Source organism: Haloactinomyces albus (genome assembly GCF_031458135.1).
In the GTDB taxonomy this organism is placed as follows: Bacteria; Actinomycetota; Actinomycetes; order Mycobacteriales; family Pseudonocardiaceae; genus Haloactinomyces; species Haloactinomyces albus.
The window spans coordinates 2,548,269-2,573,015 of record NZ_JAVDXW010000001.1 but is presented as its reverse complement, the minus strand read 5'-3'; the positions used below and the strand labels follow the sequence as shown (position 1 = coordinate 2,573,015).

30 protein-coding genes and 1 tRNA gene are annotated in these 24,747 nt (G+C 66.2%); 19 read left to right on the top strand and 12 right to left on the bottom strand.

Translation table 11 applies throughout. The features are described from left to right. Positions 1-22: 22 nt before the first annotated feature. From JOF55_RS12105 to JOF55_RS12095, 3 genes are read left to right on the top strand one after another with little or no spacing between them, the layout of a single operon-like run. The gene (locus JOF55_RS12105; protein ID WP_310273621.1) at positions 23-241 is read left to right on the top strand and encodes a hypothetical protein; all 219 of its coding nucleotides are present in this window, start codon (positions 23-25) and stop codon (positions 239-241) included. Next, entirely contained in the window at positions 238-465 is a 228-nt protein-coding gene (locus tag JOF55_RS12100; protein WP_310273620.1) for a hypothetical protein, read from the top strand. The genes JOF55_RS12105 and JOF55_RS12100 overlap by 4 nt, the downstream gene beginning before the upstream one ends. Continuing rightward, positions 462-647: a hypothetical protein gene (locus JOF55_RS12095; RefSeq protein ID WP_310273619.1), complete on the top strand. Its 186-nt coding sequence runs from the start codon at positions 462-464 to the stop codon at positions 645-647. The genes JOF55_RS12100 and JOF55_RS12095 overlap by 4 nt, the downstream gene beginning before the upstream one ends. Before the next feature lie 231 nt (positions 648-878). Here the strand turns inward: JOF55_RS12095 and JOF55_RS12090 are convergent, their stop codons facing one another. After that, a complete protein-coding gene (locus tag JOF55_RS12090; RefSeq protein ID WP_310273618.1) occupies positions 879-1,538 on the bottom strand; it encodes a response regulator in 660 nt (219 codons plus the stop codon). Beyond that, positions 1,535-2,707, bottom strand: coding sequence for a sensor histidine kinase (locus JOF55_RS12085; RefSeq protein ID WP_310273617.1), 1,173 nt, complete (start codon positions 2,705-2,707; stop codon positions 1,535-1,537). Before JOF55_RS12085 ends, JOF55_RS12090 begins: the two co-directional genes overlap by 4 nt. A gap of 135 nt (positions 2,708-2,842) precedes the next feature. Between JOF55_RS12085 and JOF55_RS12080 the strand changes: the two genes are divergently transcribed. Next, entirely contained in the window at positions 2,843-4,036 is a 1,194-nt protein-coding gene (locus JOF55_RS12080) for a DUF418 domain-containing protein (protein WP_310273615.1), read from the top strand. A 114-nt stretch (positions 4,037-4,150) separates the two neighbouring features. Here JOF55_RS12080 and JOF55_RS12075 read toward each other — a convergent pair whose 3' ends face one another. Further along, positions 4,151-4,576 carry a pyridoxamine 5'-phosphate oxidase family protein gene (locus tag JOF55_RS12075; RefSeq protein ID WP_310273614.1) on the bottom strand — a complete coding sequence of 142 codons (426 nt, stop codon included), beginning with the start codon at positions 4,574-4,576 and terminating at the stop codon, positions 4,151-4,153. Positions 4,577-4,732: 156 nt separating this feature from the next. On the opposite strand from JOF55_RS12075, the gene JOF55_RS12070 reads away from it, so the two are divergent. The 3 genes from JOF55_RS12070 (at position 4,733) to JOF55_RS12060 (ending at position 5,963) form a co-directional block, all read left to right on the top strand. Continuing rightward, entirely contained in the window at positions 4,733-5,248 is a 516-nt protein-coding gene (locus tag JOF55_RS12070) for a DUF2975 domain-containing protein (protein WP_310273612.1), read from the top strand. Continuing rightward, entirely contained in the window at positions 5,248-5,469 is a 222-nt protein-coding gene (locus JOF55_RS12065) for a helix-turn-helix domain-containing protein (protein WP_310273610.1), read from the top strand. The genes JOF55_RS12070 and JOF55_RS12065 overlap by 1 nt, the downstream gene beginning before the upstream one ends. 236 nt (positions 5,470-5,705) lie before the next feature. After that, entirely contained in the window at positions 5,706-5,963 is a 258-nt protein-coding gene (locus tag JOF55_RS12060) for a hypothetical protein (RefSeq protein WP_310273608.1), read from the top strand. A 400-nt stretch (positions 5,964-6,363) separates the two neighbouring features. On the opposite strand, the gene JOF55_RS12055 is transcribed toward JOF55_RS12060, so the two are convergent. From JOF55_RS12055 to JOF55_RS12040, 4 genes are all read right to left on the bottom strand, one after another. Beyond that, complete coding sequence (locus tag JOF55_RS12055; protein ID WP_310273606.1) at positions 6,364-6,534, bottom strand: hypothetical protein; 171 nt, start codon at positions 6,532-6,534, stop codon at positions 6,364-6,366. Between the two features lie 390 nt (positions 6,535-6,924). Then, on the bottom strand, positions 6,925-7,770 hold the full coding sequence (locus JOF55_RS12050; RefSeq protein WP_310273604.1) for a helix-turn-helix domain-containing protein: 846 nt from the start codon (positions 7,768-7,770) through the stop codon (positions 6,925-6,927). A gap of 13 nt (positions 7,771-7,783) precedes the next feature. After that, positions 7,784-8,314, bottom strand: a complete 531-nt coding sequence (locus tag JOF55_RS12045; RefSeq protein WP_310273602.1) for a DUF6879 family protein — start codon at positions 8,312-8,314, stop codon at positions 7,784-7,786. Further along, positions 8,314-8,520: a hypothetical protein gene (locus JOF55_RS12040; protein ID WP_310273600.1), complete on the bottom strand. Its 207-nt coding sequence runs from the start codon at positions 8,518-8,520 to the stop codon at positions 8,314-8,316. The genes JOF55_RS12045 and JOF55_RS12040 overlap by 1 nt, the downstream gene beginning before the upstream one ends. Before the next feature lie 165 nt (positions 8,521-8,685). Between JOF55_RS12040 and JOF55_RS12035 the strand changes: the two genes are divergently transcribed. The 5 genes from JOF55_RS12035 (at position 8,686) to JOF55_RS12015 (ending at position 11,421) form a co-directional block, all read left to right on the top strand. Further along, positions 8,686-8,874, top strand: coding sequence for a hypothetical protein (locus JOF55_RS12035; RefSeq protein WP_310273598.1), 189 nt, complete (start codon positions 8,686-8,688; stop codon positions 8,872-8,874). Between the two features lie 211 nt (positions 8,875-9,085). Further along, a complete protein-coding gene (locus JOF55_RS12030; protein WP_310273596.1) occupies positions 9,086-9,265 on the top strand; it encodes a hypothetical protein in 180 nt (59 codons plus the stop codon). 337 nt (positions 9,266-9,602) lie between these two features. Further along, a complete protein-coding gene (locus JOF55_RS12025) occupies positions 9,603-10,094 on the top strand; it encodes a glycine-rich domain-containing protein (RefSeq protein WP_310273593.1) in 492 nt (163 codons plus the stop codon). A gap of 13 nt (positions 10,095-10,107) precedes the next feature. Further along, positions 10,108-10,989, top strand: a complete 882-nt coding sequence (locus JOF55_RS12020) for a phosphotransferase family protein (protein ID WP_310273590.1) — start codon at positions 10,108-10,110, stop codon at positions 10,987-10,989. Positions 10,990-11,289: 300 nt separating this feature from the next. Then, positions 11,290-11,421, top strand: a complete 132-nt coding sequence (locus JOF55_RS12015) for a hypothetical protein (RefSeq protein ID WP_310273588.1) — start codon at positions 11,290-11,292, stop codon at positions 11,419-11,421. Between the two features lie 147 nt (positions 11,422-11,568). On the opposite strand, the gene JOF55_RS12010 is transcribed toward JOF55_RS12015, so the two are convergent. Both JOF55_RS12010 and JOF55_RS12005 read right to left on the bottom strand, forming a co-directional pair. Then, positions 11,569-11,644 (bottom strand) — tRNA-Lys (locus JOF55_RS12010). Positions 11,645-11,655: 11 nt separating this feature from the next. Continuing rightward, complete coding sequence (locus JOF55_RS12005) at positions 11,656-12,606, bottom strand: DMT family transporter (RefSeq protein WP_310273586.1); 951 nt, start codon at positions 12,604-12,606, stop codon at positions 11,656-11,658. A gap of 182 nt (positions 12,607-12,788) precedes the next feature. Between JOF55_RS12005 and JOF55_RS12000 the strand changes: the two genes are divergently transcribed. The 7 genes from JOF55_RS12000 to JOF55_RS11970 all read left to right on the top strand — a co-directional run bounded on the left by JOF55_RS12000 (position 12,789) and on the right by JOF55_RS11970 (position 21,846). Beyond that, complete coding sequence (locus JOF55_RS12000) at positions 12,789-13,358, top strand: superoxide dismutase family protein (protein WP_310273583.1); 570 nt, start codon at positions 12,789-12,791, stop codon at positions 13,356-13,358. Positions 13,359-13,497: 139 nt separating this feature from the next. Then, the gene (gene dusB / locus JOF55_RS11995) at positions 13,498-14,682 is read left to right on the top strand and encodes a tRNA dihydrouridine synthase DusB (protein ID WP_310273581.1); all 1,185 of its coding nucleotides are present in this window, start codon (positions 13,498-13,500) and stop codon (positions 14,680-14,682) included. Between the two features lie 11 nt (positions 14,683-14,693). Next, positions 14,694-15,158 (top strand): hypothetical protein, encoded by a 465-nt coding sequence (locus tag JOF55_RS11990; protein ID WP_310273579.1) that lies wholly within the window; start codon positions 14,694-14,696, stop codon positions 15,156-15,158. A gap of 425 nt (positions 15,159-15,583) precedes the next feature. Further along, positions 15,584-16,588, top strand: a complete 1,005-nt coding sequence (locus JOF55_RS11985) for a GGDEF domain-containing protein (RefSeq protein WP_310273577.1) — start codon at positions 15,584-15,586, stop codon at positions 16,586-16,588. 249 nt (positions 16,589-16,837) lie between these two features. Then, positions 16,838-20,083, top strand: a complete 3,246-nt coding sequence (locus tag JOF55_RS11980; protein ID WP_310273574.1) for an LCP family protein — start codon at positions 16,838-16,840, stop codon at positions 20,081-20,083. Positions 20,084-20,179: 96 nt separating this feature from the next. Then, positions 20,180-20,830 (top strand): phosphate signaling complex protein PhoU, encoded by a 651-nt coding sequence (gene phoU, locus JOF55_RS11975; RefSeq protein WP_310273572.1) that lies wholly within the window; start codon positions 20,180-20,182, stop codon positions 20,828-20,830. A gap of 158 nt (positions 20,831-20,988) precedes the next feature. Beyond that, positions 20,989-21,846, top strand: a complete 858-nt coding sequence (locus tag JOF55_RS11970) for a helix-turn-helix domain-containing protein (RefSeq protein ID WP_310273570.1) — start codon at positions 20,989-20,991, stop codon at positions 21,844-21,846. 106 nt (positions 21,847-21,952) lie between these two features. On the opposite strand, the gene pstB is transcribed toward JOF55_RS11970, so the two are convergent. From pstB to pstC, 3 genes are read right to left on the bottom strand one after another with little or no spacing between them, the layout of a single operon-like run. Further along, positions 21,953-22,729 carry a phosphate ABC transporter ATP-binding protein PstB gene (gene pstB / locus JOF55_RS11965; RefSeq protein ID WP_310273568.1) on the bottom strand — a complete coding sequence of 259 codons (777 nt, stop codon included), beginning with the start codon at positions 22,727-22,729 and terminating at the stop codon, positions 21,953-21,955. A 12-nt stretch (positions 22,730-22,741) separates the two neighbouring features. Next, a complete protein-coding gene (pstA, locus tag JOF55_RS11960) occupies positions 22,742-23,656 on the bottom strand; it encodes a phosphate ABC transporter permease PstA (protein ID WP_310273566.1) in 915 nt (304 codons plus the stop codon). Then, positions 23,653-24,714 carry a phosphate ABC transporter permease subunit PstC gene (gene pstC / locus JOF55_RS11955; RefSeq protein ID WP_310273563.1) on the bottom strand — a complete coding sequence of 354 codons (1,062 nt, stop codon included), beginning with the start codon at positions 24,712-24,714 and terminating at the stop codon, positions 23,653-23,655. The genes pstA and pstC overlap by 4 nt, the downstream gene beginning before the upstream one ends. Positions 24,715-24,747: the final 33 nt, after the last annotated feature.

Here is a 24,747-nt window from a genome sequence, read left to right as displayed (position 1 = left end):
ATCCGTGTCCGATGCTGGGGGCATGAACACGCAGTATCGCTCCCACCACCGGATGCGGTGTGCCAACGAGCAGGGTGGCCGGGAATGGTTCGCACTGAACCGGTCGGACTCCGGAATCCGGATCGACACACCCGGCGCACTCACCCGCACCCACTGGACTCGTGCCGAGGCAATACACCTGCGGGACACGCTGAACGATTTGCTCGACCAGCCGACGAACGGCCGTAACGGTGCCCGATGAGCAGGCCGGACACGGTACTTGCGGTCCTCCTACGCAAAGCGCAATGGCTACTCGACGAAGCCGCCTTCGAGGTCGGCGGCGGGCGCTACAGCAATCGGCAGCGCCGCGACCTCGCAACCGCACTGAACGAACTCGCCACGGCACTCCGCGAATCCACCGGCGAGCAGAACTCGCAACACAGCCAGGAAGACCGGCCATCGGCGATCGTGAACGCCGAGCAGTGAGCACGTACCCGCCACGGCGGACGAACGGCTACATCACCGCCCTGCGCGGTGATCTCTCCGGCGAACTGGCCGAGCTACCGACCAAGCGCCGGTACCCACTACCGGACATTCCCTCCCAACAATGGGCGGTACCGGATACGAGCATGCTCGCCCGTGTCCTCGATGGGCTGCGCCGCCTGTAGATCCGGGCCGGGGCTGTCGACCCCCGAAACCGTCCGGCGCCGGTCCGCGCTGCCGACCGGTGTGTAATCCCCGGCGCACTGGTCGGCGGCAACCACACTCCAGCACGGGCTCGACCTGCTCGGCATCAGCGCCCCCGAACGCATGTAACCCGGACAGCACGGCGACACCTCACCGGGCAACTCGCCAACAACCCGTGGGCTTTCCCGAATGCCGCCGCAGCCGGAAACGTCCTATTCGGCGGATCCGAGCGTCAAACCGTGCTCCTGCGCCAGGATGGCGGCCTGAACCCGGGAGTCCAGGCCGAGTTTGAACAGGACCCTCGACACGTGGGTTTTCACCGTGGTCTCGCTGATCACCAGTGTGGTGGCGATCCGCTGGTTGGACAGTCCGAGGCCGAGGCAGGCGAGCACCTCGTGCTCACGCTCGGTGAGCCCGTCCAACGTGGCAGGGGGTGGTGAACAGGCGGGCCCCGACGCCGCGAACGCGGTGAGCATCCGGCGGGTGACCCCCGGGTCCAGGACTCCGTCCCCGGCGGCGACCTGCCGGACCGCTTCGATCAGCCGAGGCGCTTCGACGGATTTGAGCAGGAACCCGGCGGCTCCTGCCCGCAGTGCCCCGTACACGTACTCGTCCATGTCGAAAGTGGTCAGCACGAGAATCTCGCACACGCGTCCGGTGACCAGTGCCCTGGTCGCCTCGATTCCGTCCATGCCGGGCATCCGGACATCCATCAGGACCACATCCGGAGCCAGCTCGTGCACCCTGCGCACCGCCGACCCGCCGTCGTCGGCCTCCCCCACCACCTCGATGTCGCCGCCGCCCTCCAGCACCATCGCCAACCCGGTCCGGACCGCCGCATGGTCGTCGGCGATGAGCACCCTGATCGTCATGTCCGGGACCTTTCCAGCGGGAGCACGGCTCGCACGCGCCAGCTCCGAGCCACCTGTTCCGCATGGAACGACCCACCGAGCATTTCGGCGCGCTCGCGCATGGTTTCCAATCCCAGACCGTTGCCCGGTCGCGGATCGGTCGTCAACTCGTTCTCGACCTCGGCCACCAACCGCTCACCGTCACCGTGCAGCCGTACCGACACTCGGGCTCCCGGTGCATGCTGCGTGGCGTTGGCCAGTGCCTGCTGGGTGATCCGGTAAGCCGCCAGCGCGGGGGCGGCCGGTATCCCGTCGACGCCGGAAATGCGCCGGTCGACACGCAAGCCACCCGCCCGTGCGGAGTCCAGCAATGTCTCCAGATCGGCCAGTCGATGCGGTGCCGCATGCGAGTCGGCATACGAGAAGTTCTCCGAACCACGCAGCAGTCCGATCATCGCGCGCATCTCGTCCAAGGCCGCCACGCTGTTCTCCCGTACCGAGCCCGCCACCGTGTGCACCTGCGCCTGATCGCGGTGGGCCGTGGTCAACAGCGCCGATGACTGCAGCGCTATCGCCGAAAGGTGGCTGGCGACAACATCGTGGAGATCACGAGCCATCCTCGCGCGCTCGGCCGCGACCGCCTCCCGCCGGTCCAGCTCGGCGATCCGGGCGAGCTCGTCGGAACGCATCCGCTCCAGCTCGGCCAACTCGCTCTGGCTGCGCACATCCCGCGCCCACCACACCGGCGTGAAGAACAAGGCCCCGGACAACAGCGGAACCAGGACGACCCACCGCATGTCGCGGGTGAGCACTGCGACGACCAGCATCAACAGGGCCGTGCCCGTAACCAGCACACGCACGGTCCAACGCTGCGCACGAGCGGAACCGTACAGCACGACAGCGTGCAGCAACTCCCCGAGCACCAACAGCACCGGCAGACTGAAACCCCACACCCCGTCGACAGCGGTGACCACCAGTCCGACCGTCAACGCCGTCAGCGGTCGGCGGCTCCTCCACAACTGCGCCAGGCAGATCGCGGCCAGCAAGGCTGGTCGCCAACCGATGCTCCCGTGGTTTCCGTAGGGCACCAACGCGCCGCCATCGAGCCAGTACAGCGCGGAGCCACCCAGAAAGAAGCCCACTGCGAACGCCGCATCCCGGGGTGTGGGCAGGGCAGATGGGTGAACCATGCATCGATCCCAGCACATCGGCGGATTCCTCGGTATCCGACCAAAGAACCCCGCCGGAGTCATCCGAACCGATGAGGAATGATCGTTCGACTCGCCGACGTCTCGACGGTGCTCCGACGACCAGGATCACTCGGTATGCAAGCTTCTACTGCCACGGCGAATACCGGGCGCATCGCCGCACTGGACCTGCTGCGCGGCGTGGCCATCCTCGGCACCCTGGCCTCCAACATCTGGATCTTCACCGATCCGCGGGGACCGGCCGGAGTGCTCACCAACCTCCCGTCCACGGATTCGATCCCCGGCGTGGTCGAAACCGTGCTGCGCTTCACCGCGAACGGGAAGTTCCTGGCGCTGCTGACCATCCTGTTCGGGATCGGCATGGAACTGCAGTACCGTTCGGCGCTGCGGCATGGCCGCTCGTGGCCGGGGTGGTACCTGTGGCGCACGGCGCTGCTGTTCGTCGAAGGCACCCTGCACTACATGCTCATCTTCGAATTCGATGTCCTGATGGGCTATGCGCTGGTCTCCTTCCGGGTCGCCTACCTCCTTGCCCGCACCGAACGCGCGATACGCGCGTGGATGTGGACGGTCGGCACGGTCTCCGTGCTGGTGCTGCTGTCCCTGACCGCCGTGCTGGTGACAGCACCGGACAGCACCACCCCCACGGCCGGGGGCACCGAGCTGTACACCGAGGGCAGCTGGCTCGACCAGGTCGGGCAACGTCTCCTCCAGGCACCGGTCTACCGCCTGGAACTGCTCCTGATCGTTCCCTCCGGCATCGTGCTGTTCCTGCTCGGTGCACGGCTGTTGCGAGCGGGAGCCTTCGAGAATTCCCGCCGGGGACTGCTGCTGCGGCAGCGGCTGATGCGCATCGGCCTGGGTGTGGGAGTTCCGTGCAACCTGGTGGTCAGCTTCGCCGGAGCGGACTGGGCTCTCGTCGGCCGCTACCTGCTGCCTCCGGTGGTCGCCGTGGGGATCCTCGGTCTGGTCACCGAAACGACCATGCGGATGCGCAGGCAGGTGGGTCCGGTACGTCGTGCCCTCTCGGAGGTCGGGCGAGCCGCACTGTCCTGCTACGTACTGCAAAACCTGCTGGCAAGCATCCTGTGCTACGGCTGGGGATTCGGATTGGCCGATCAGCTCGCGGGCGCACGGCCGTGGTGGGTCGTCGGTGCGTGGGCGGGGATCTGCGCCATCCTCGTACTCTTTTGCCGGTGGTGGCTGCGCTACTTTTCCCGCGGTCCGGTGGAGCTGGCTTGGCACTGGGCCTACACAGCACCACAGCGTGCCCGCACCGCTGACCACGAGAATCGACCGGTCCGGTCATGAACGGCGCACACGGGGAGAGGCCCCGATGACGAGCATCCGACGGGTGGACTGTTCGTGGTGACGGTCGATGCCCGGACCGGGAATGCGGGTCGACACGTATGGTGCGGCGTAGGTTCAGCTCGCGCCGAGGTCCGCCGAGAGCCACCGCTCGGGCCGCAGGTGGATGGCGACCTGCTCGCCGAGCTCGGCCTTGGCGAACTCGATGTAGGACGGGACCTTCTCCGGCGGCAGGTAGCGCTCGCTCATCTCCCACAGCAGTTCGTCGGTCCCCGGCACCGTTCGCGTGACCGGCCCTTCCACGGAGACGTATCGGACGGTCGGTTCGGTCCGGTCGACCATCAGGCTGAAGCGCCCGGCCGCCTCGATGAGCCGAGCTTTCCGGGAGTCGGCCGAGGTCAGCACCCACACCTCGCCACCCGACGCGTACTGGTACCAGATCGGCACGGTCAACGGCCCACGGCTTTGACCGGCCGAGACGGACAGCGCCGCGACATGTGGCTCGGCCAGGAACTGCTCGCGCTCGTGTACGGACAACGGCATGCGGCGAGCTCAGGCGGAGGCACCGACAATCCCGGGCCGAATGGTGGAGCAAGGCGGACGCTGCGGAGACCGCGTTCGATGCCGGCTGCCCCGACCTCTTGCCATACCTATCGAATATCGATAGGTTTCCATCGTGACTCGATCGAAGGGGAGACGATGGGAAAGCTGACAGTGCTTGCGCTGCGCGTCGTGCTCGTGGTGCTGCTCGCCGGCTCGATGTTCGTACAGACAGTGATGGTGCCGCTGCTGGCCATCGACCTGGAGGAGCTCGACGCGAACCTCGCGTACCTGCGCATCCCGTTCCTCGTGATCACGCTCCTGGGCGTCGTGACGGTCCAGGTCGTCCTGGTCTGCGTGTGGCGGCTGGTGACGATGGTGCGACGCGGAACCGTGTTCTCCCACGCCGCGTTCCGGTACGTGCACGTCGTGATCGGCGCGATCGTGGCGGCCGCCCTCCTGGTGTTCGCGCTCGCGGTCCTGCTGGCCTCGGCGAACCACGTGGTGCTGGGTGACGTCGTCGCCCCGGGCGTGGTCCTGCTGATGTGCGGGGCTGTCGTGGCAGTCCTGGGGGTCGCGCTCATCGTGCTCGTGCTGCGGATGCTGCTCGCTCAGGCCGTCGCGCGCGGCGTCGAGGCGGCGCAGATGCAGGCCGAGCTGGAAGAGGTGATCTGATGCCGATCACCGTCGACATCGACGTGATGCTGGCCAAGCGGAAGATGTCCGTGGGCGAGCTCGCGGACCGCGTCGGGATCACACCCGCCAACCTGGCAGTGCTCAAGAACGGCCGTGCCAAGGCGGTGCGCTTCGCGACGCTCGCCGCGCTCTGCGAGGCACTCGAGTGCCAGCCGGGAGACCTGCTGGTCTGGGAGCCCAAGGACACCGCGGACGAGTGACGTCCGCCGTCGGCGACAGTGGCCAGGGCCGATGCCTCACAGGCCTCGGTGCTCACAGGCCCCGGCAGGTCGATGCGCGACCTCACCCCGTGGACCGTCACGCGGACCTGCCGCTCGGTCGGGTCGGCGGCCCCGGCAGGGGTCGCTCTTGATGAAGAAAGGGAACTCCGGACGTACACGGGGTCGGCAGGAAGAGCTGGGACAGATCTGCGAAACCGGCCCATCCACTCGTCGATTTGAGCCAGGATGGGCTGGTGGGTAAATGGTTGCGGGACTGGACGCGATTCGGCGTATTCGCCTTCTCGACGCGCGCCCGCTCATGGGCGGAGGGATATCCCGCTCGGCTCGCCACCCTGCAAGCGGCCACCTTTGGGATGCTGGTGCTCGTGCTTCAACTCGTCCTCGTTCAGAAGCCCGCCGCGGCCGTGTTGAGCACTGTGCTGACAAGTGCATTCATGTGGCCCTACATGTGGTCGCAGAGCCGCGACCGGTGATTACAGGTTCACTGTTCAGGTCGGCGCGGTACGGCGAACTCCGTCGAGCGAGACGAACGCGGTGGCGATCAAAGGGGACATTGGTGTACTCCTCGGTTGCTCCGGGAGGCTGTCGTCAGTGCGGTGAACGGGAGCCGCCGCACGCGACATCTCATGTCGAGAAGGCAGACAGCGACCAGCCGCAAAAATCATCGGTCGTCCTCAAAACCGGAGTCCGGTAACGACCCCCTCCGTACGGCACCGCTTGTCCTGCCCTCCACAACCGTGTCCATGACCCGCGGCGCCCCGGACAGACGATTCGGTGAAACTCCTCAGTAAGCGGTAGCCACACGGACACCACAACGTCGATGAGTAATGCCGGTTCGGGCTCACGGAGTGCTGCGGCATCTGCTTCGGCGATTCAGTCCGCCCCGTCGCGATTGCGTTGCTCGGCCTGACGGTTCAGCAGCTCGTGCAGGAGGATGCGGTGCTCGTCGCCGTAGCCGCTGCCTGCGGCAAGGCGTTGACGGTACGTGCGCCGTTCCGGCAGGTCGTGATCGATTCCCACTGCTGTGCTTCGATACAGAGCCACACCAGTTTTGTGTGGGTTAAGTGCACTCGCGACCTCGGCTTGATCGACCGTCGATCCTGTGCCCTGGTCCTTTGGTGGGCCGCCGGGGGATCGAACCCCGAACCCGTGGATTTAAAAGTCCGTTATCCTTCCATAGCGTCGCATAGCGACCTATAGCGAGAGGGAAGTATAAGCAGCGCAGGGCACCTTTCCATCCCTCCTGGGGTAGCGCGACATAGCGTCCCATAGTTCAACGTGCCCCACGTTGCCCCATGATAAGACCACAGTGGATGGTCAAGAAGACCTCACTGTGGAGGCCCGTGGGGTAGGCAACGAAAACCAACTCAGTGCTCGGCTTGGTGAGGCAGTACGCGCCTCAGTGGCCTGACTACCTCACACACCCAGCTCTGCTCAGTGCTGCTGGGAGACGTACTCGGCGCTGATTCGCTGCAGCAGCGATCGGGCTTCGTCGTCCTCGGCGGCGGTCTTCCACAATCGATCGGTGAGCCGGTGATAGATGGCAACTTGTTCCGGATCGTCGATGGTGAGTTCGTTGGAGACCTGCTCGACCATCACCATGTCGTCGAGCATGATGAACCCGTTCATGGTGATATTCGGCAACCGCCGAAACTGCGGCAGCACACCGAACCGCAAGCCCGGTAGGCCTACCGCAGAGACGAGGCGGTCCAGTTGCGCAACCATCGCTTCCGGTGGCGCCACGGGGTGTCGCAGTGCGTGCTCGCTGACAATGATCTCAATGCTCTTGCCCTGGTACAGCACCTGCTGACGCTGCATCCGCACCCGCACTGATTCCTCGATATCCCCGGCCGGAACCTCGAGTAATTCGGCCTGGGTCTTGAACACGTGACGGGCGTAGTCGGCGGTCTGCAGGTAGCCGGGCACCACACCGAACTCGGCGTTGCGGATCCGAGTCGCGGCGGCTTCGATATCCAAGCTGTGTTGCTGCCGCGCCCGGTGGCCGGCACGCAGCTGTGCCCGCCAGGCTGCTTTGCTGACCCGAACCTCAGCCAGCTCTTCCAGCAATTCGCGTTCGACCGATTCAGGTTGGCCGATCGCGCCGACCCACGCGATGACGTCGGCGTCTTCGGCGGTCTGCTTACCGTTTTCCAGCTTGCTGATTTTCGAGTGTGGCCAGCCCAGGGACGCAGCGAGATCGCGACCTGTCAGCCCGGCCTCGTCGCGAAGCCGGCGCAGTCGCTCGCCGAAGTCTTGCCGCCTCTTGTCGAAGCTGGTCACATCTCCCTCTTTCTCATGGAAGCAGTTTCGCCCATTGCTCGTGCGGCACCGCAACGTCCCAGGCGCGGTCGCACCATTCCCGATACTGCGCGACCGTGTCCGGATCGGTAAGCATCTCGGCTCCGAGCATGCCGTGGTCACCGAAATGCATGAGAGCGACCCGCTCGTCATCGAACATCCAGAAGTCGGTGTTCTCGGGCAGGCCGAGTCCGACAGCTTCCGGTTGCGATACAGCGCGGATGTCCTCCCCAGCGGGAATATTCTGCCGCAGCGCAAGGTCCATCTCGAACCGCAGATAGTCGGTCAGTGGTTCGGTAAGCACTCGTACCCGCTGGAACTGCCTGCCCTCACTGGTGGCTTTGCGCACGTTGTCGACCCACGGTTGAAGCCAACGATCGTCCGGTTGTTCACCGGCGAGGAACTGTCGCAGGGGCTCTGCTTCGTGGGGTTCGCGGTAGATGCCTTGGTTTTCCAGGCGGAAGGCCGTGAAGGTGAACTCGCGGAAGAGTTGCTGGAAGTCTTCTCCGGCGACGAGATCGCTCATCAGGTGTCCTTCGGGGCGAACGTCAGCAGGGCACGGGGGATCTCGACGGCCGTTTCGTGGTCGGGAAGGCCGCGTTCCTCGAGGGCGGCAAGCGCTTCCGGGTCGGTGACTTTCGAACCTTGCACAACGTAGGTGTCGCGGTCGGTCAGGTATAGCTCGGGGCAGCCGCCGCCACCGCTGGCAGTGCCCAGGTGGGTGAGCTTCATTGGTGTCTCCATGTTGGTTGGCAAGTGAACCAAGTGCGCATCTTTCGCGCAACACCACTCAATCCCACGTTGCTACGCCTTCGCTTGCTCCATTGGAGTGAATATACCTAGAACCTTCTCGAATGTTTCTTGTGTGGTTCTCAATATGAGGCCATGCTCTCGGGCATGAACCAGACACGGGCTGAGACCGACGACCGCATCACCACCTACGAGCAGGCTGCCGGGATCAACCCGTACGAGCTGGCCGATTGGTACGCCGCCGTCGGTCACCGTCCGGCCGGGCCGGACCGCAGCGTCACCGACCAGCCCATCGTCATCACCGCAACCGCAGAAAGGACCGACGATCATGCCTGACCAGCCCTGGACCACCGTGCCCTGCCGAGACTGGGCACACCGAGACCGCGACCTCGGCATCGGCCGCATCCGCCGCGGCATCACCATGCGCACCCCCCGCCGGAGAGGCAACGATCCTCAACCTGGCACAAGCCTGCGCGCTGCGGGCCGCGTTGGATGAGGCGATCGTCAGCCTGCGTGCCGAGTGCGCGCCGGCAGCAGGGAGGCAGTCATGACTCCTGCCGTGGGTACCGCAGCCGTGGGCATTGCCCTGACCATCCTCGTCCTGACCGTGGAGTGGACCTACGCACCGCGCCCCCAGCACGCTGGGGCCGGTGCCGGTGCGTCGACCGTGGCCACCCTGATCGAGCAATCCGGATGGAACAGGAGCGCACCGAGCGGATACCGATGATCCCGCCGGACCAGCCGGACGTGCCGATCACCTGACCGACCGTCGACCCGGGACGCAAAGGCCCCCGGCAGGAGCTATCTGCCGGGGGCCAGCGGCCAGATTACGCCACGGTTCAACACGAATCCGCACATCCTCCGGCGCGTCCTTGCCGGGCTACACGCCCTATGACCCGGCCCGGCGCCGTGACCGCCGATATATCGCGTCGGTCCGCACCACCGACCGGTGTGCAGTCCCCGACACACCGGTCGGCGGTATCCACCACGAACGACGGGAGGTAACCACGATCCACAACACCGATTGACCGCACACCACAGATCAACCTCACCAGGAGGAGCACATGACCGCCGTCATGGAACACACGGCAGCCCGGACCCTCATCGACGAGACCCTGTTCAGCCGACTGGCCACCCGCATCACCATCGACCACGGCATGGACCACGACATGGCCGAACGCATCATGGACCAGGCGCTGGCGTTCCTCGCCGCCGCGGCCACCAACCGCTGCGCACCGATCTCCCCGAGTCCGATGGTGGACATCGGCTGGCACACCTTCATCCTCTACACCCGCGAGTACGCAGAGTTCTGCCAGCGCATCGCGGGCCGGTTCATCCACCACGTACCCGACGACGAGTCCGACACGGCCGACCGCGTCTCCGCGCACGACGAGGGCCGGTCTCCTACTCTGGTGGCCATCGAGCATGCCGGGTATGCCATCGACCCTGAGCTGTGGCCGCTGACCGACGGCAGCTGCGGCCCCTGCCACGAAGAGGGCAACTGCGCCGCCAGTGGTAAGGACGGCAACGAGAACACCGACAAGCGCACCAAGTGATGAGGAGTCTGCTGTGACGGCGACCTGGAACGATCTCCCCGGGCCGGTCCGGGCCGCCGTCCAGCGGCACACCGGCCCCATCACCGAGGCCACCCCCATCACCGATGGGCAGAACAACGACCTCACTGCCGTGCTCCACGCTCAGCACGGGCAGCCGGTATTCGTCAAGGGCGTATGCGGTGTGTCCCGGCAGATGCGGTGGCTGCGCAACGAGGCCACCACCGCACCACTCACACGAGGGCTCTCCCCTGCCGTGCTGTTTTCCGAGGACGTCGATGGCTGGCTGATTGTCGGATTCGAGTGCGTGGCCGGGCGGGCTGCCAGCCTCGCACCGGGATCGGCGGACCTGCCACTCGTTGCGCACGCGGTGAACCGCATCGGCGCGCTTCCCGGTCCGGGGCTGCGGTCTCTGCGTGAGCGGTGGGGCGCCGCCGACTGGTGGCACAAACTCACCGACGAAGCCCCCGGCACGGTGCGGGACTGGGACATCGACGAGCTGGACCGGTGGGCGGCACTGTTTCCCGAGCTGGCCGACGGTGACCGGCTCGCCCATACCGACCTGCACGGCGACCAGATCCTCATCACCGGCAATACGGCCCGCGTGATCGACTGGGGGTTCCCCGGCTGCGGGGCCGCGTGGGTCGACGCCGCGTTCATGGTGCTACGTCTCATCGAGGCTGGCCACCGGGTCAGCGACGCGGAGGCATGGGCACACGCCCACCTCACGCACTGCCCGGACGGTGAACGGCTGACCGCGTTCGCCGCGCACATCGCCGGGCTGTGGAGCTACTGGGCAGCCACCGGCGACAGCTCCGGCGCACACGGTCGGGCACGGCTCGCCCGCACCTACGCCGCACGGCGTCTGACACTGCAACCGACACCGGTAGGCGCGTGAGCACGCCGCAGTGTAGTCATCAACGTGGCAAGGCACCCCGCACTCGGGATCAGACAGGGGGAGAGAACGACCGGAGTGCGGGGCGCATGTCCACCCCTGGGGGCGGGCAGACGACAGACAGGCTAATGATCAACACAGGACGTGTCGAGACGCGCAGGACTGCCGCTCAATCGGCGTCGAGACCGCGCACACTCCGCGTCGTGGCGCGACACTCAGGTGAGGCAGTGATCGGGAGGGCTGCTGCCCAGAGACCTGGCCTGGTTCTCGCTCCGGTCGCACAGGCGGTTGATCCAGGCGGGGGTGTCGATCGAGCAGCTGCCGAAGTTGCTGGGGCACGCCTCGGTGTTGACGACACAGCGGTACGCGCATCTGGCGAGCACTCAGTGGGACAGCGTCCGAGCAGCCCTGTCTGGGGACGGCAAGCAGGCCTAGGAGAAACAGGAATCGATGTCCGTCGAGGCCGACGCTGCGCGAGGGGCCACGGATTCTGCCCCAGATTTGCCCCAGGGCAGCGGCTCCGAGAGTGCGGCCGAGGTTGTTGATTTGACGCCCCGGCGCAAGTCAACCGGTTAGTAGTGATGGTGGGCCGCCGGGGGATCGAACCCCGAACCCGTGGATTAAAAGTCCACTGCTCTGCCGGTTGAGCTAACGGCCCTCGGGTACAGACTACAAGGACCGTGTGATCGTGTGTTCCGCCGGGCGGGGTGAAACGGGCGGAGCGGTGACCATCTTGCTACGGGTGGTGCGTTCGTGCCAGCTCATCCCGGCGACCATGGCGACGACGAGCAGGAAACCGATCCACTGGGTCGCGGTCAGATCCTCACCGAGCACACCGACCCCGATGATCGCCGCCGTCGCCGGGAACGACAGCTCGGCGAGGGTGGCGCGCGCGGCCGGGGTGGTCTGCAGGCCGAGGTAGTACAGACTCAGCGCGATCAGACCGGGAATCAGGGCGAGCAGCAGCAATCCGGGCAGGTTTCCCCATCCCACGGTGATCGGGTCCCCCTTTGCCAGCAGGATCACCGCGGCCGTGGGCAGCCCGACGGAAAAGCGCAGCGTCGTGACTTCCATTGTGGACATACGACGACTGAGCATCCGCCCGAGCACGGTCCCGGCCGCCCACAGCACGGCGGCACCCACCGCCAGCAGAGCCGGTTTCACCTGCGACACCCGGATATCCAACGGCTCGGGGAAAGCCAGCATCCACGCGCCGATCAGCGCGGGCACCGCGAAGGCGAAGTAGCGGCCACGAATCCGTTCACCCAACAATACGAGTGAGGCGAGCGCCGCGAAGATCGGCTGCAGTTTCTGCAGCACCAGCGGCGTGACCGGATCACCCGCCTGGAAGGCGGCGGTGAACAGTGCGGTCGCCAGTGCGGAGGAACCACCTCCGATGACCAGTACCGCCATCCGTTCACGCAGGTCGCAGGCCGCGAACGCCCGCCATGCCCGTACCAGGAACGGCGACAGCAGCAGCACGATGATCAGGTGCTCCCAGAACACCACGCTGCCCGCCGGGAGCGTGGTGGCCAGCGGCATCCGCCACAGCGCGTCGGTGCCCCACATCGCTGTCGCCAGCGCCACCAGCCACGTCCGGTCCCGTCCAGTCTCGGCCATTCGAACAACCTAACGCCGGTGGCCGCCGTTTCCGAATAGTGTCCGGATGTTGGGCCGATGATCACACCGCTACGAAAATGGCCGGGCCGACGCGATGGAATGCCGTCATCCACCACGTCGGGATCCACCTCATCCGGTGACAGCGAGTGCGAGCACCGCCCTCCTTGGGTAGATCTGGCGCCATGCCTCGAATCTCGACCGCCGCGATCGCCGCTGCCTTCGCCGCGATGACCGTGACAGCTCCCGTTGCCTCCGCACAGAACGACGACTACTCACCTCGGGTGACGTACGGCACATTCGGCCCGTACAGCGAGGAGGCCGTCGCCGTCACCTACAACACCGATCAGGTCCCCGTCGGAGCAACGGCCCGCGTGATCTCGACTCCACTGCCAGGGGACCACACTCAGGTCATCATGGCACTGCATGACCTGAAGCCGAACAGCAGCTACGGCGCGCACGTGCACGCGCAACCGTGCGGACCGAGCGGCGCGGATGCGGGACCGCACTTCCAGCAGATTCAAGCTCCGGAAGGTGTCTCGGGCGATCCCACCTACGCCAATCCGAACAACGAGGTGTGGCTGGACTTCCGCACCGACTCCGACGGCGACGCCGTCACCACCGCCTTCGGCGACTGGGATCTGCGGGAGCGGGACCCCGATTCGATCGTGATCCACAAGAACCCCACCAAGACCGCCCCCGGTGTCGCAGGGGAGGCCGGAACACGCCTAGCCTGCATCAACGTCCGATTCTGAAGCCTTCCTGTCGCCGCGGCTTTCGACGGTCGGGCGACGGCTCGTCGTCCTCGCCGCCACCCGACCGTCACCTGCCGCACGGCAGCGGGAAAGCCAGGTCACCGACGTCTCCGAGGTGCATCGGGGACAATGGACGGCGATGACCGCGACCATTTCTGCTTCTCCGGAGACCACGTCCACCTCCGCAGTCGCCCCGGAACGGGCAACGGCCCTGCGGATCGGCCCGTACGAGGTCGACCCCCCGGTGGTGCTGGCTCCGATGGCCGGGATCACCAACGTGGCGTTTCGCCGCCTGTGCCGGGAGTACGGCGCAGGCCTCTACGTCTGCGAGATGATCACCAGCCGCGCGCTGGTGGAGCGGCACCCGACCACGCTGCAGATGGTCACCTTCGACGCCGACGAGCACCCGCGCTCCATGCAGCTCTACGGAGTCGACCCGGCCACCATGCGCGACGCCGTGCAGATGATCGTCGACGAGAACCTCGCCGACCACATCGACATGAATTTCGGATGCCCTGTGCCGAAAGTCACACGTAAGGGTGGAGGTTCCGCACTGCCCTACAAGCGCAAGCTCTTCGGTGACATCGTCGAGGCAGCGGTACGGGCCGCCGAACCCGCGGGTGTGCCGGTCACGGTGAAGTTCCGCATCGGCATCGACGACGAGCACATCACGCATCTCGACGCGGGCCGCATCGCCGAGGAACGCGGAGCGGCCGCAGTGGCGCTACACGGTCGCACGGCGTCGCAGCGCTATTCGGGGCAGGCCGATTGGTCGGCGATCTCCCGGCTCAAGGAAACGGTGCGCAGCATCCCGGTGCTGGGCAACGGTGACATTTTCAGCGCCGATGATGCACTGCGGATGGTCGCCGAGACCGGCTGTGACGGTGTCGTCGTCGGCCGTGGTTGCCTGGGCAGACCGTGGTTGTTCCGAGATCTGCAGGCCGCCTTCGCCGGAGAACCCGTTCCCGAAGGGCCCAAACTCGGTGAGGTCGCGCGGGTCATGCGGCGTCACGCCGAGCTCCTCGCCGACCACATGGGCGAGGAGAGGGGCCTGCGGGACCTGCGCAAACACATGGCGCAGTACCTGCGAGGTTTTCCGGTCGGCTCGGACCTGCGGCACCGCTTCGGGCTGGTTTCCGGACTCGCCGAACTCGACGATCTGCTGGGCGCGCTCGATCCCGAGGTTCCGTTCCCCGCCGATGCGGAGGGTCCCCGAGGGCGCCAGGGCTCGGCCGGGAAGGTGGTACTGCCCGAGGGTTGGCTCGACGATCCGGAAGACGCGAGTGTTCCGGTGGGCGCCGAGGTCGATCACAACGGCGGCTGAACAGCACCCGGATGTCCCACCGCCCGCAGCACCGCCGTGCGCAGCCCCCGTATCGGGTGACACTCGGCTGCCTGGCGGCCCTCCTCGTCGGCACGGGCTGCTCACCCACCCCGAAGCCACCTTCGGACGCCGGGGAGCATCGGCTCGTGCGGGAGTACTTCCGTGACAACAATGCGGCGGCTCGAAAGGGACCGGCGGCTCAGCGGAAGTTTCTGCGGCGCACGCAGCATCCGGACTTCCGCGGGAAGAGCTGCGATCTCGGCGCGATGACGGTCGAGCTGGACCCGGCCATGTCGACACTGCGCCCGGATTCAGAATTCTCACCTGATGGTGTCTCACCGCGTGGCCGCTCCTGGGTGGTGGCCGTGGAGGTTACTGTCCGCCGCCACGGCGTGATCATCGGCAAACAGGTCGGCTCTCAGCACATCGTGTTTCTGAACGGGCAGGCCCACGGCTTCACTCCTTGCCCCGTCTGAGGGGCGGCAGCGGGGAATCCGTCATTGCACCCCGGCGAGGACCACAATGCTGCTTGCACCGGACAGCGGGCACTCGATACGGGCTCTTCCGGCTACGCTGCGTCCATGGCGGAAGAGCGGTGGTTTCCTTCGCGTTTGCTTGTCCGATGCAGCAAAACACACACTTTGGATTCGTCCGTGTGGGTGGGGCCATGGTATTTCACTTCCGCACAGACCCGTCGCCCCGGTAAACAACCAGGCAGTTTCGACAAATTCGAGTCGATTCACAAGGAGCTCGCATCAGCACTGCTTGATTACGGAAAGCGACGGACTCACTGGGAGCGGGGTACGGGGTCAACCGGTCGAGCGAATTCGGGCGTCCCCGAGTACAACCTGCTCAAGCGATCCGTCTCACCCGACGACACCACGGACGGGAGGTGAGTGCGATGAACGGATTGCGCAACGAAACCACCGATTCCGAACCTCAGCGCGCAGACGTCGCGTGGGAGCGTTGCCCAGCCCTCGCTCCGCCTTCCGAACCCGCGGCGACACCGATGCCACGCACGGCGGGCCCGGACGAGCGCGGCCCCCGCGATCCGCATCCTGCGGCAGCCGAACCGGCCACCGGTGAGCAAGGTGACGGCGAGCAGGATGGCGGCGAGCAGGGCATCAGTGCGCCGAGCAACGACGGATCCGGAAGAAACGGGCTGGTCGAGCTGCACGAAACGATCGCCGAACTGCTGGCCTCGCGTGGTCAGTGGCAACAGGCGTATCGACACCTGCGCTCGGCGTTCGACCTGCGGTCGGAGCATGGGACGCCACACATCCCCGAGCAGTTGCGCCACGAGGTCGACCGACTGCGCAAGGAGCATGCCCACGCCCGCGAGCAAAGTCTGCGCGACAGTCTCACCGCGAGTTACAACCGGCGCTACCTCGACGAGCAGTTGGCGGAACTGCTCACCAACGGCGCAGGTGGCGGACTCGGGGTGGCCCTGGTGGACCTGGACTGGTTCAAGAGCGTCAACGACACCTACGGCCATGTCCTCGGTGATCAGGTGCTGCAGCGGGTCGTCGAACTGCTGCAGGAGGCACTGCCCTCGGACGGGTTCTGCGCTCGCTACGGTGGCGAGGAATTCGTACTCGTTCTGCCTGCGATCGATGCCACCACCGCCGTGGCGATCTGCGAATCCGCCCGCGCCCGCATCGAACGCTTCCCGTGGCCGCGGATGGCGTCGGGTCTGCGTGTGACGGTCAGCATCGGTCTGAGCCACGAGAGCCGGCCCACCGATGCGGATTCGACGCCGGAGCAGAAGATCCTCAACGCGGATCTGCTGCTGTATACGGCAAAGCAGTCGGGACGCAACACCGTGGCCTACCGTTCCGCCAGTGAGGTACGGCTGGCCGGGTATGCAGCGGAGTCGAACACATTCGGAGCCGCCCGTACCTGGTAACTCAACGCAACGGGAACAGGACTCGGTGCTGTGACAATCAGCAGCTCTCGCGGTCAACCGGAGTAACGCGCATCAGCAAATTGGACGATATCCATCGAGGAAGCCATGTACCGACTGTGAGGAACTTGCCCGCACTATCGTCAGTTCGGGCGATCAGCCGTACCATCTCGGCAGAGACGAGCGATCCCATGCGGGGATGGGATCAACCACCGTCCGAGTGCATGCATCGACAGCGAGGAGGGAACACGGGTGCCGCAGAATCCCCGGCAAGGCAATTTCGGGCACCGGAGTTCCCAGCCGAACGACGCCGACCAGTCCGCTGAGGACTCTTCGGCCTCCGGGCGCCGCAGGCGCGCCCTGGGTGACGACGGCACGGGTGGTACTCGAGTCTTCGACCTGCTGTCCAAACACGGCAAAACCTCCGGCCAGGGCTCCGCATCCCACCGGCGCCGACAACCGGAACCATCCGAGGACGATCAGGCACCGGCCCAGCAGCCCGTCGAGCAGCCCTCCCAGCAACCGACTCCTCCACAACAGTCGGGCGCCCAGCAGTCTCCGGGGCACTCGCCGGGTGTCCAGCAGCCGACGCCGCAGCAACCACCGGCAGCACAACAGCCGCAGGCACCGCAGCAGCCACCGACACCGCAACGGCCTTCCCGCCCGCAGCCCGCACAACAACAACCCGGCCAGCAGCCACCCGGCCAGCAGCCACCCGGTCAGCAACCCGCACAGCAGCCTTCGGCAACTCCACCGGCGAACGGGGCACACCCACCCCGGAGCGGTCCATCCGTACAGGCTCCGCACGAGCAGGCAGCTCACCAGGAACCGCCACCGGCCGCAGCACAGCATGCGGCACCGCGCAACGCATGGGCCCCACCGGTGGAAGGTCAGGTTGCTCCCCCACCCGCCCCGCAGAGCGGAAACGGCGCCCCGCCACCGCCACCGGAATACCGGAGCGCACCCCGAAGACCGAATGGCCCACCGCCGGGCAACCGGGCCGATCAGCCCGCATCGCCCCGAACACCGCAGCCGTCACCGCAGGACGGCAGCGGTCCCGCTCCTGCCGTTCCCTCCGCTACGGTGACGACACCGGGAACACCGGGAACACCGGGAACACCGAAACCACCGGGACCCGCCGTATCCGGCAATGCCGCACCCGAAGCACCTTCCGGCAACGGGGCCGAGCAAACCCGGATCACCGCAGCACTGTCGGGTCAGCACGATACGAGTGGTACGGCAGGCAGCACCTCGACGAAGCAAAGCGCGGCCGAGGAGCCCCCTCGGTGGCAGCAGCGACCCGATCCTGCGGCAGCCCCCGGGACCGCAGCGCCCACCCCGCAGGAGAACGACACCGAAGTCACGGCGCGGCAGCCCCCGATCCCTTCCGGGCCGCCTGCGAACGCGCCAAGCCCCGGAAGGCCGCAGGTACCCGGCGGACGGGATGATTTCGCCAAGCCGCCCGGATCGGTCCCCCCGGTGGGAGCAGTGAGTGCGGCGATCAACACTCCCGGGAATACCGCGCCGCACAGTTCGCCTCCCGAAGGCGCTGTGCCTCCCGAAGGCGCTGCGAACTCCGCAGGTCGAGTTCCGGACAGTGCCACCACGGAGGATGATCCCGGCGGAACCGGCGCGGAAAGCCATCGGCACGACGATGAGCGGCAAGAACGCGACCGTGGCGTGGCCGATGGTCGTGACGACGACAGCAAGGACGGCAGCGAAGGCGACGAGCACCGGCCCGATACCGAGAACCCGGATCCCTACACGCAAGCGATCGACGCCACCCTGGCCCGGTTCTCCGCCGTCCACGACCAGATCGCCGAGGAGGAAGCCCAGCGTCGGAAGCGCTTCGGCTGGCTTCTCGGCAAGCACAAGGAGCCCGAACTCGGGCAGGACATGCCCTTCGACTTCGTCGAGGGTGGCCGGAACGGGGACTCTTCTCGGGTGGAATGGAAGCAGCAGCAGCGTCGAAAACGCACACTCCGGTTCGGCAAGGCACTTGCGGTCATGGCGGCCGTGGCGGTGTTCGTGGCCACCGGAATCGGTTGGAGCGCGAAGACCTGGGTGGATGCGCAGTTCCGTGAGGTCTCGGCGCTGGACCCGAACTCGAACGCGATCCGCAACGCGCAGATGCAAACCGGCGACCTGAACTTCCTGCTGATCGGGTCGGACACGCGTGCGGGCGCCGATGCGAGCGACATGGTCGGCACCGTGAAGGAGCACCCGGGCGCACGTTCGGACACGACGATGGTCGCGCACATCCCGGCCGACCGTAGCCGAGTACTGATCGTGTCCTTCCCGCGCGACCTCGAAATCGATCGACCGAAGTGCCGGGCGTGGAGTCCCAAGGCCGGTGAGTACTCCGACCAGTGGGCGCCTGCGGCGAACAACGTCAAGTTCAACACCGCCTACGCCGTCGGCGGACCGAAGTGCACGACCAAGGTCGTCCAGCAGATCTCCGGACTGTCCATCACGCACTTCCTGGGCATCAACTTCCAGGGGTTCCAGGCCATGGTCAATGCAGTGGACGGCGTGCGGATCTGCAGCACGATGCCGATCATCGACGATGTCCTGGGAACGGTCCTGCCGGAAGCCGGACGCTACAAACTGAACGGGCAGCAAGCACTCAGATACGTGCGCGCCCGGCACGTCCAGGGTGACCTGACCGCCGACTACGGCCGGATGGAGCGCCAGCAACTGTTCCTGTCCGCGCTGCTGCGCAAGGTCACCTCGGCCGACGTGCTGCTCGACCCCGGTAAGCTCACCAGTTTCATCAGCGCGGTCACCGCGAACACCTTCGGGGACAACATCGGCACCGACCAACTCATCGGCCTCGGCCGCTCACTCCAGGGGCTGGACCCGAACAAGGTCACGTTCATCACTCTTCCCACGACCGGTGAGGCCAACGAGAACGGCAACGAGGTACTCCGCGAGTCCGCTGCCGATGCCCTCTTCCAGGCGATCATCGAGGGTGTCCCGATCGCACCGTCCCGGCAGGGTTCCGGAGCGGACACGTCCGAGGACGCGCCCGAACAGGCCGCAGGCACCGATCCCATGGCACAGCAGGCCACCGCGAACGGCGGGGCAATGACGGTCGGCCCCGCTCGCTCGGAACCGGCCCGGATGGTCCCGGCGCAGGCCGAACAGCCCCCGGAGGTTGCGATCAAGGTGTTCAACACGACCGACCGAGCCGGACTGGCCGGGCGCACCAGCGAGAAGCTGCGTGAGGTCGGCTACACGGTGCAGGGCGTCGGCAACATCGAGCAGACCGCCGAGCGCACTGTCATCCGCCATTCGGCTGCCAACACCGAGGCCGCGCAGCGACTGGCCACCTCGATCCCCGGTGCCACACTCGTCCAGGACGCCGCAGCCGGCGACGTGCTCCGGCTCGAACTGGGTACCGGCTTCGAGGGCACTGTCGAGGAACCGGACGCCGACACGCCGGAAGTTCCGGAAAACCTGGCGACGGTCAACGCGGGCAAGGACGTATGCGGCTGACCACGTGGCCTATCCCATACCGGTGACCACGGGCGTTCACCGTGGGTTCACCACGGTGCACCCTGACGTATTCCCCCGGGAAGTACGCTTGGTCCCATGCGTGAGGTCTACCAGGAACAACTCGACAAGCTTGCGGACGAACTCGCCTCGATGTCGACGATGGTCGGCACCGCGATGGAGCACGCCACCCAAGCACTGCTGGAAGCCGACTTGTCCCTGGCCGAGCAGGTGATCGACGAGGACATGCAGGTGGACGAGGCTCGGTCGCGCTGCGAAGAACACGCCTTCGGGCTGCTGGCATTGCAGGCACCCGTGGCCGGGGACCTGCGCACGGTGATCTCGACGATCCACGCCGCCGAGGACCTGGAACGCATGGGTGACCTGGCACTGCACGTCGCCAAGACAGCCCGCCGCAGACACCCGCAACCGGTTCTGCCGGATGATGTGAAATCGTACTTCTCCCGGATGGGACAGGTCGCGGTCAAGCTGTCCAACCGCGTCAACCACGTCATGCGCACGCAGGACGTGCAGGAAGCACGCGGCCTCGAAGACGATGACGACGAGATGGACGATCTGCACCGTCACCTGTTCAGCGTCGTGATGGGCTCGGAGTGGGAGCACGGGGTCTCCGTGGCCGTCGACATCACCCTGCTGGGTCGTTTCTACGAGCGGTTCGCCGATCACGCCGTGTCCGTGGCTCGCCGGGTCGTCTACATCGTCACCGGATCCATGCCCAGCAACAACTGAGTTGCCGAGCACAGCCGGACACGCGGCCGGACACGGCACGCACCATTAATAGCCGGTGTCACTACTCGATGCCGGCGAGGTCCCGTGGAATGCTGTGGCGGGTGAGCCACCGCAGCCGCGTATCCGGCAGGTCCCTGCCCTCCCCCGAGGGGGTGCGGGTGTCTGAGAGCCCGACAGTGCACCGCAGGCGTCTCGGCGGTGAGCTGCGCAGAATGCGGGAGGTGGCCGGACGCACCCACCGCGAGGTCGCGGCGCACCTGGACTGCTCCCAGGGAAAGATCAGTCAGATCGAGCTCGGCCGGGTACCCGTCCGAACTTCCGACGTGCGGCTGATGGCGCAATTCTACGAGGCCACCACCGATCAGGTGACCGAATTGATCGAGCTGGCTCAAGGATCCAAGCAGCGCGGTTGGTGGCAGGAGTATCCGAGTACCGCACAACGCGTCGGATTCGAGACCTATCTCGGCTTGGAAACCGCTGCCAAGGCCGTGAGCTGCTTCGGTGGGGACCCGATCCCGGAGCTGCTGCAAACCGGCGAGTACAGCAGGTCGCTGCTCGACTCCGAGCAGTTCGGGAGCGGCGAGAGCGCCATCGACGAACGCCTCACCGTGACCTCGGTACGGCAGCAGCGGCTGCTCGGCGAGCAGCCGCTCGAACTGTGGGCGGTGCTCGACGAGTCGGCGCTGCGCAGGGCGATAGGCGGTCCGATGGTGATGCGCGGGCAGCTGGAGCATCTCGTGCGCATGGGCTACCGGCGCAATGTGACGCTGCAGGTGTTGCCGTTCACAGCGGGCGGACACCCGCTGATGGGCGACCGAGTCGTGGTCTTCTCGTTCCCGGACACCGCCGATCCGCAGGTCGTGCACATCGGGGATTCCGCCAACTCGCGGTTCCTGAACAAATCCGAGGACACCGGACCGTATCTGTCGGCCTTCGAGAGCGTGTGCGCCACGGCGCTGCCCCCCAGGGACTCCAACACCCTCATCTCCGCCATCGCCGACCAGTGGAGCGGGTGAGGTGCGGTTTTCCCTGAGGTCGGCCCTCACCGCGAGGCGGAACACCTCCCGGTTTCGGGGAAAACCGGGAGACCACCGGCACCGCCGGAGCCGACCGCACCTCTGCTCACCCGAAGCGGCCGGAGATGTAGTCCTCTGTGGCCTTCTGATTCGGGTTCGAGAAGATCTTGCCGGTTTCCTCGATCTCGACCAGCTGACCCGGCTCACCGACCGCACGCAGGTTGAAAAACGCCGTCTGGTCACTCACCCGCGCGGCCTGCTGCATGTTGTGCGTGACGATGACGATCGTGTAGTCCTTCTTCAGCTCGGCGATCAGGTCCTCGATCGCCAGCGTCGAGATCGGGTCGAGGGCCGAGCAGGGCTCGTCCATGAGCAGCACGTCGGGTTGCACCGCGATTGCCCGCGCGATGCACAACCGCTGCTGTTGACCCCCGGAGAGGCCACCGCCGGGCTTGTGCAGGCGGTCCTTGACCTCTTCCCAGAGGTTCGCACTGCGCAGGGACTGCTCGGTGATCTCCTCGAGTTTCTTCTTGTTCCTCTCACCTGCGAGCTTGAGACCGGCCACCACGTTGTCCCGGATGGACATGGTGGGGAACGGGTTGGCTCGCTGGAAGACCATGCCGATGGTGCGCCGTACCTGCACCGGATCCACGCTGGATGCGTAGATGTCCTCGCCGTCGAGCAGCACGTTGCCCTCCACGCGGGCACCGGCGATGACCTCGTGCATGCGGTTCAGGGCACGCAGAACGGTGGACTTGCCACACCCCGAAGGTCCGATGAAGGCGGTGACACCACGAGCGTGCACCTGCAGGGTGACGTCCTGCACGGCATGGAACTTGCCGTAGTAGAGGTTCAGATCCTTGATGTCGAGACGTTTGGCCATGAGTCGCTCCCCCTACTTGGTTTTGACCGCGAACAGCCTGGACAGCAGCGTGGCCAGGAGATTGATCAGCATGATGAGCAGCACCAGGGTCAATGCCGCACCCCACATGCGGTAGTCACCCGCATCGGTGGGCGTCTTGCGTTCCGTGTAGATGGCCAGAGGCAGTGAGGCCATGTTGCCCTGGAACAGGTTGAAATTGATCGACCGCGCGTAGCCGACGAGGATCAGCAGCGGCGCGGTCTCACCCATGACCCTGGCAAGACCGAGCATGATGCCGGTCAGGATCCCGGACAGCGCGGTCGGCAGCACGACCTTGAGGATCGTCTTCCACTTCGGCACCCCCAGCGCGTAGGAAGCCTCCCGGAGTTCGTCCGGCACGATCCGCAGCATCGTCTCGGTGGTGCGCACGACCACCGGCAACATCAGCAGCACCAGGGACAGCGACACCGCGAAGCCGCTCTTGGGGAATCCGAAGGTGGTGATCCACAGCGCGTAGATGAACAACCCGGCCACGATCGACGGCAGTCCGCTGAGGATGTCGACCATGAACGTGGCGGTCCGGGCCAACCGGGAGTTCTGCCCGTATTCGATGAGGAAGACCCCGACGGCCACACCCAACGGAACCGAGATGACCGCGCACACCAGTGTCTGCAGGATGGTGCCCACCAGCGCGTGGTAGATACCGCCACCGAAGTCGTTGGGCAGCAGCCCGTAGAACGAGTGGTACCACCAGTCCGGGTCCAGCAACGGAACGAGGCCTTCACGCAGCAGCGTGATCAGCACCCACAGCAGTGGGACGACGGCCACGCCGAAAGCGATGAGAAAGACCGTGGTCGCCAGGTTGTTCTTCAGTCTCCGCCCGAGACCGATCTGCTGGAACGCCGGTGCGGTGGCGGGGCGTTCGACGTCAGCGGTATCCGTTCTCATTCTTTCCCCTTACCGCTGCTGCTCTCGATCCAGCGGGCGAGCGCGTTCACGGCGAACGTGATGACGAACAGCACGAGACCGGCGGAGATGTAAGCGCCGACCGTCAGGTTGTGGTTGAACTCCGCGGAACCCAGCGCGATCTTCGAGGCGAACGTGGCGCCTGCGTCGAAGATGCTGTAGCTCGGAGCCTCGAAGGTGGTGCTGAGGATGATGGTCAGCGCCACGGTCTCACCGAGTGCGCGGCCGAGGCCCAGCATGGAGCCGCCGATGAAGCCGTTACGGCCGAACGGCCACACGGTGGTGCGGATGACTTCCCACTTGGTGGCGCCGAGTGCGAGCGCGCCCTCGATCTGTGTGGTGGGGGTGCGCTCGAAGACCTCACGGGTCACACCGGTGATGATGGGCAGGATCATCACCGCGAGCACGACACCGGCGGTGAACACGTTCCTGCCGCTGCCCGCGGGGATGTTGCCGTCGGCGAAGATCGGGATCCAACCGAGGTTGTTGTTCAGCCAGACGGCGAACGGGTTGATCACGGGAGCCAGCACCAGCGCACCCCACAACCCGTAGATCACCGAGGGAACCGCGGCGAGCAGATCCACGATGTAGGCGAACGGCCGGGCCAGTATCCGCGGCGCGTACTGGGTGAGAAACAGGGCGATACCGCAGGCAATCGGCATCGCCAGGAGCAGCGCGACCAACGAACTGGCCACGGTGATCCAGGCAAGGTCGATGATGCCGAACCGCAGGTTGTCCGGGTCCCCTGTCCGCCATTCCCGGCTGAACAGGAAGTTGACCTCATTGGCCTGCAGTGCGGGGATCGCACGAATCAGCAGGAAGATCCCGATCGCGGCGATCGTCGCGACGACGAAGGCACCGGATCCGGTGGCCACCGAGCGGAAAACGCGGTCGCCGAGCCGCACCACGGATTTGTCCGAACGGGATTCGCGAGCGGGGATGGGAGCCTCAGGGCCAGGATTTTCCTCCGGAGCACCTCGAGAGGCGTCGGCATCGCCGGTGCCCTCGAGATACTGCTCGGGCTTCGTGGAGTCGGTCACTACTGCTGGCAGCCTCTCACTTCATCGCCGTGC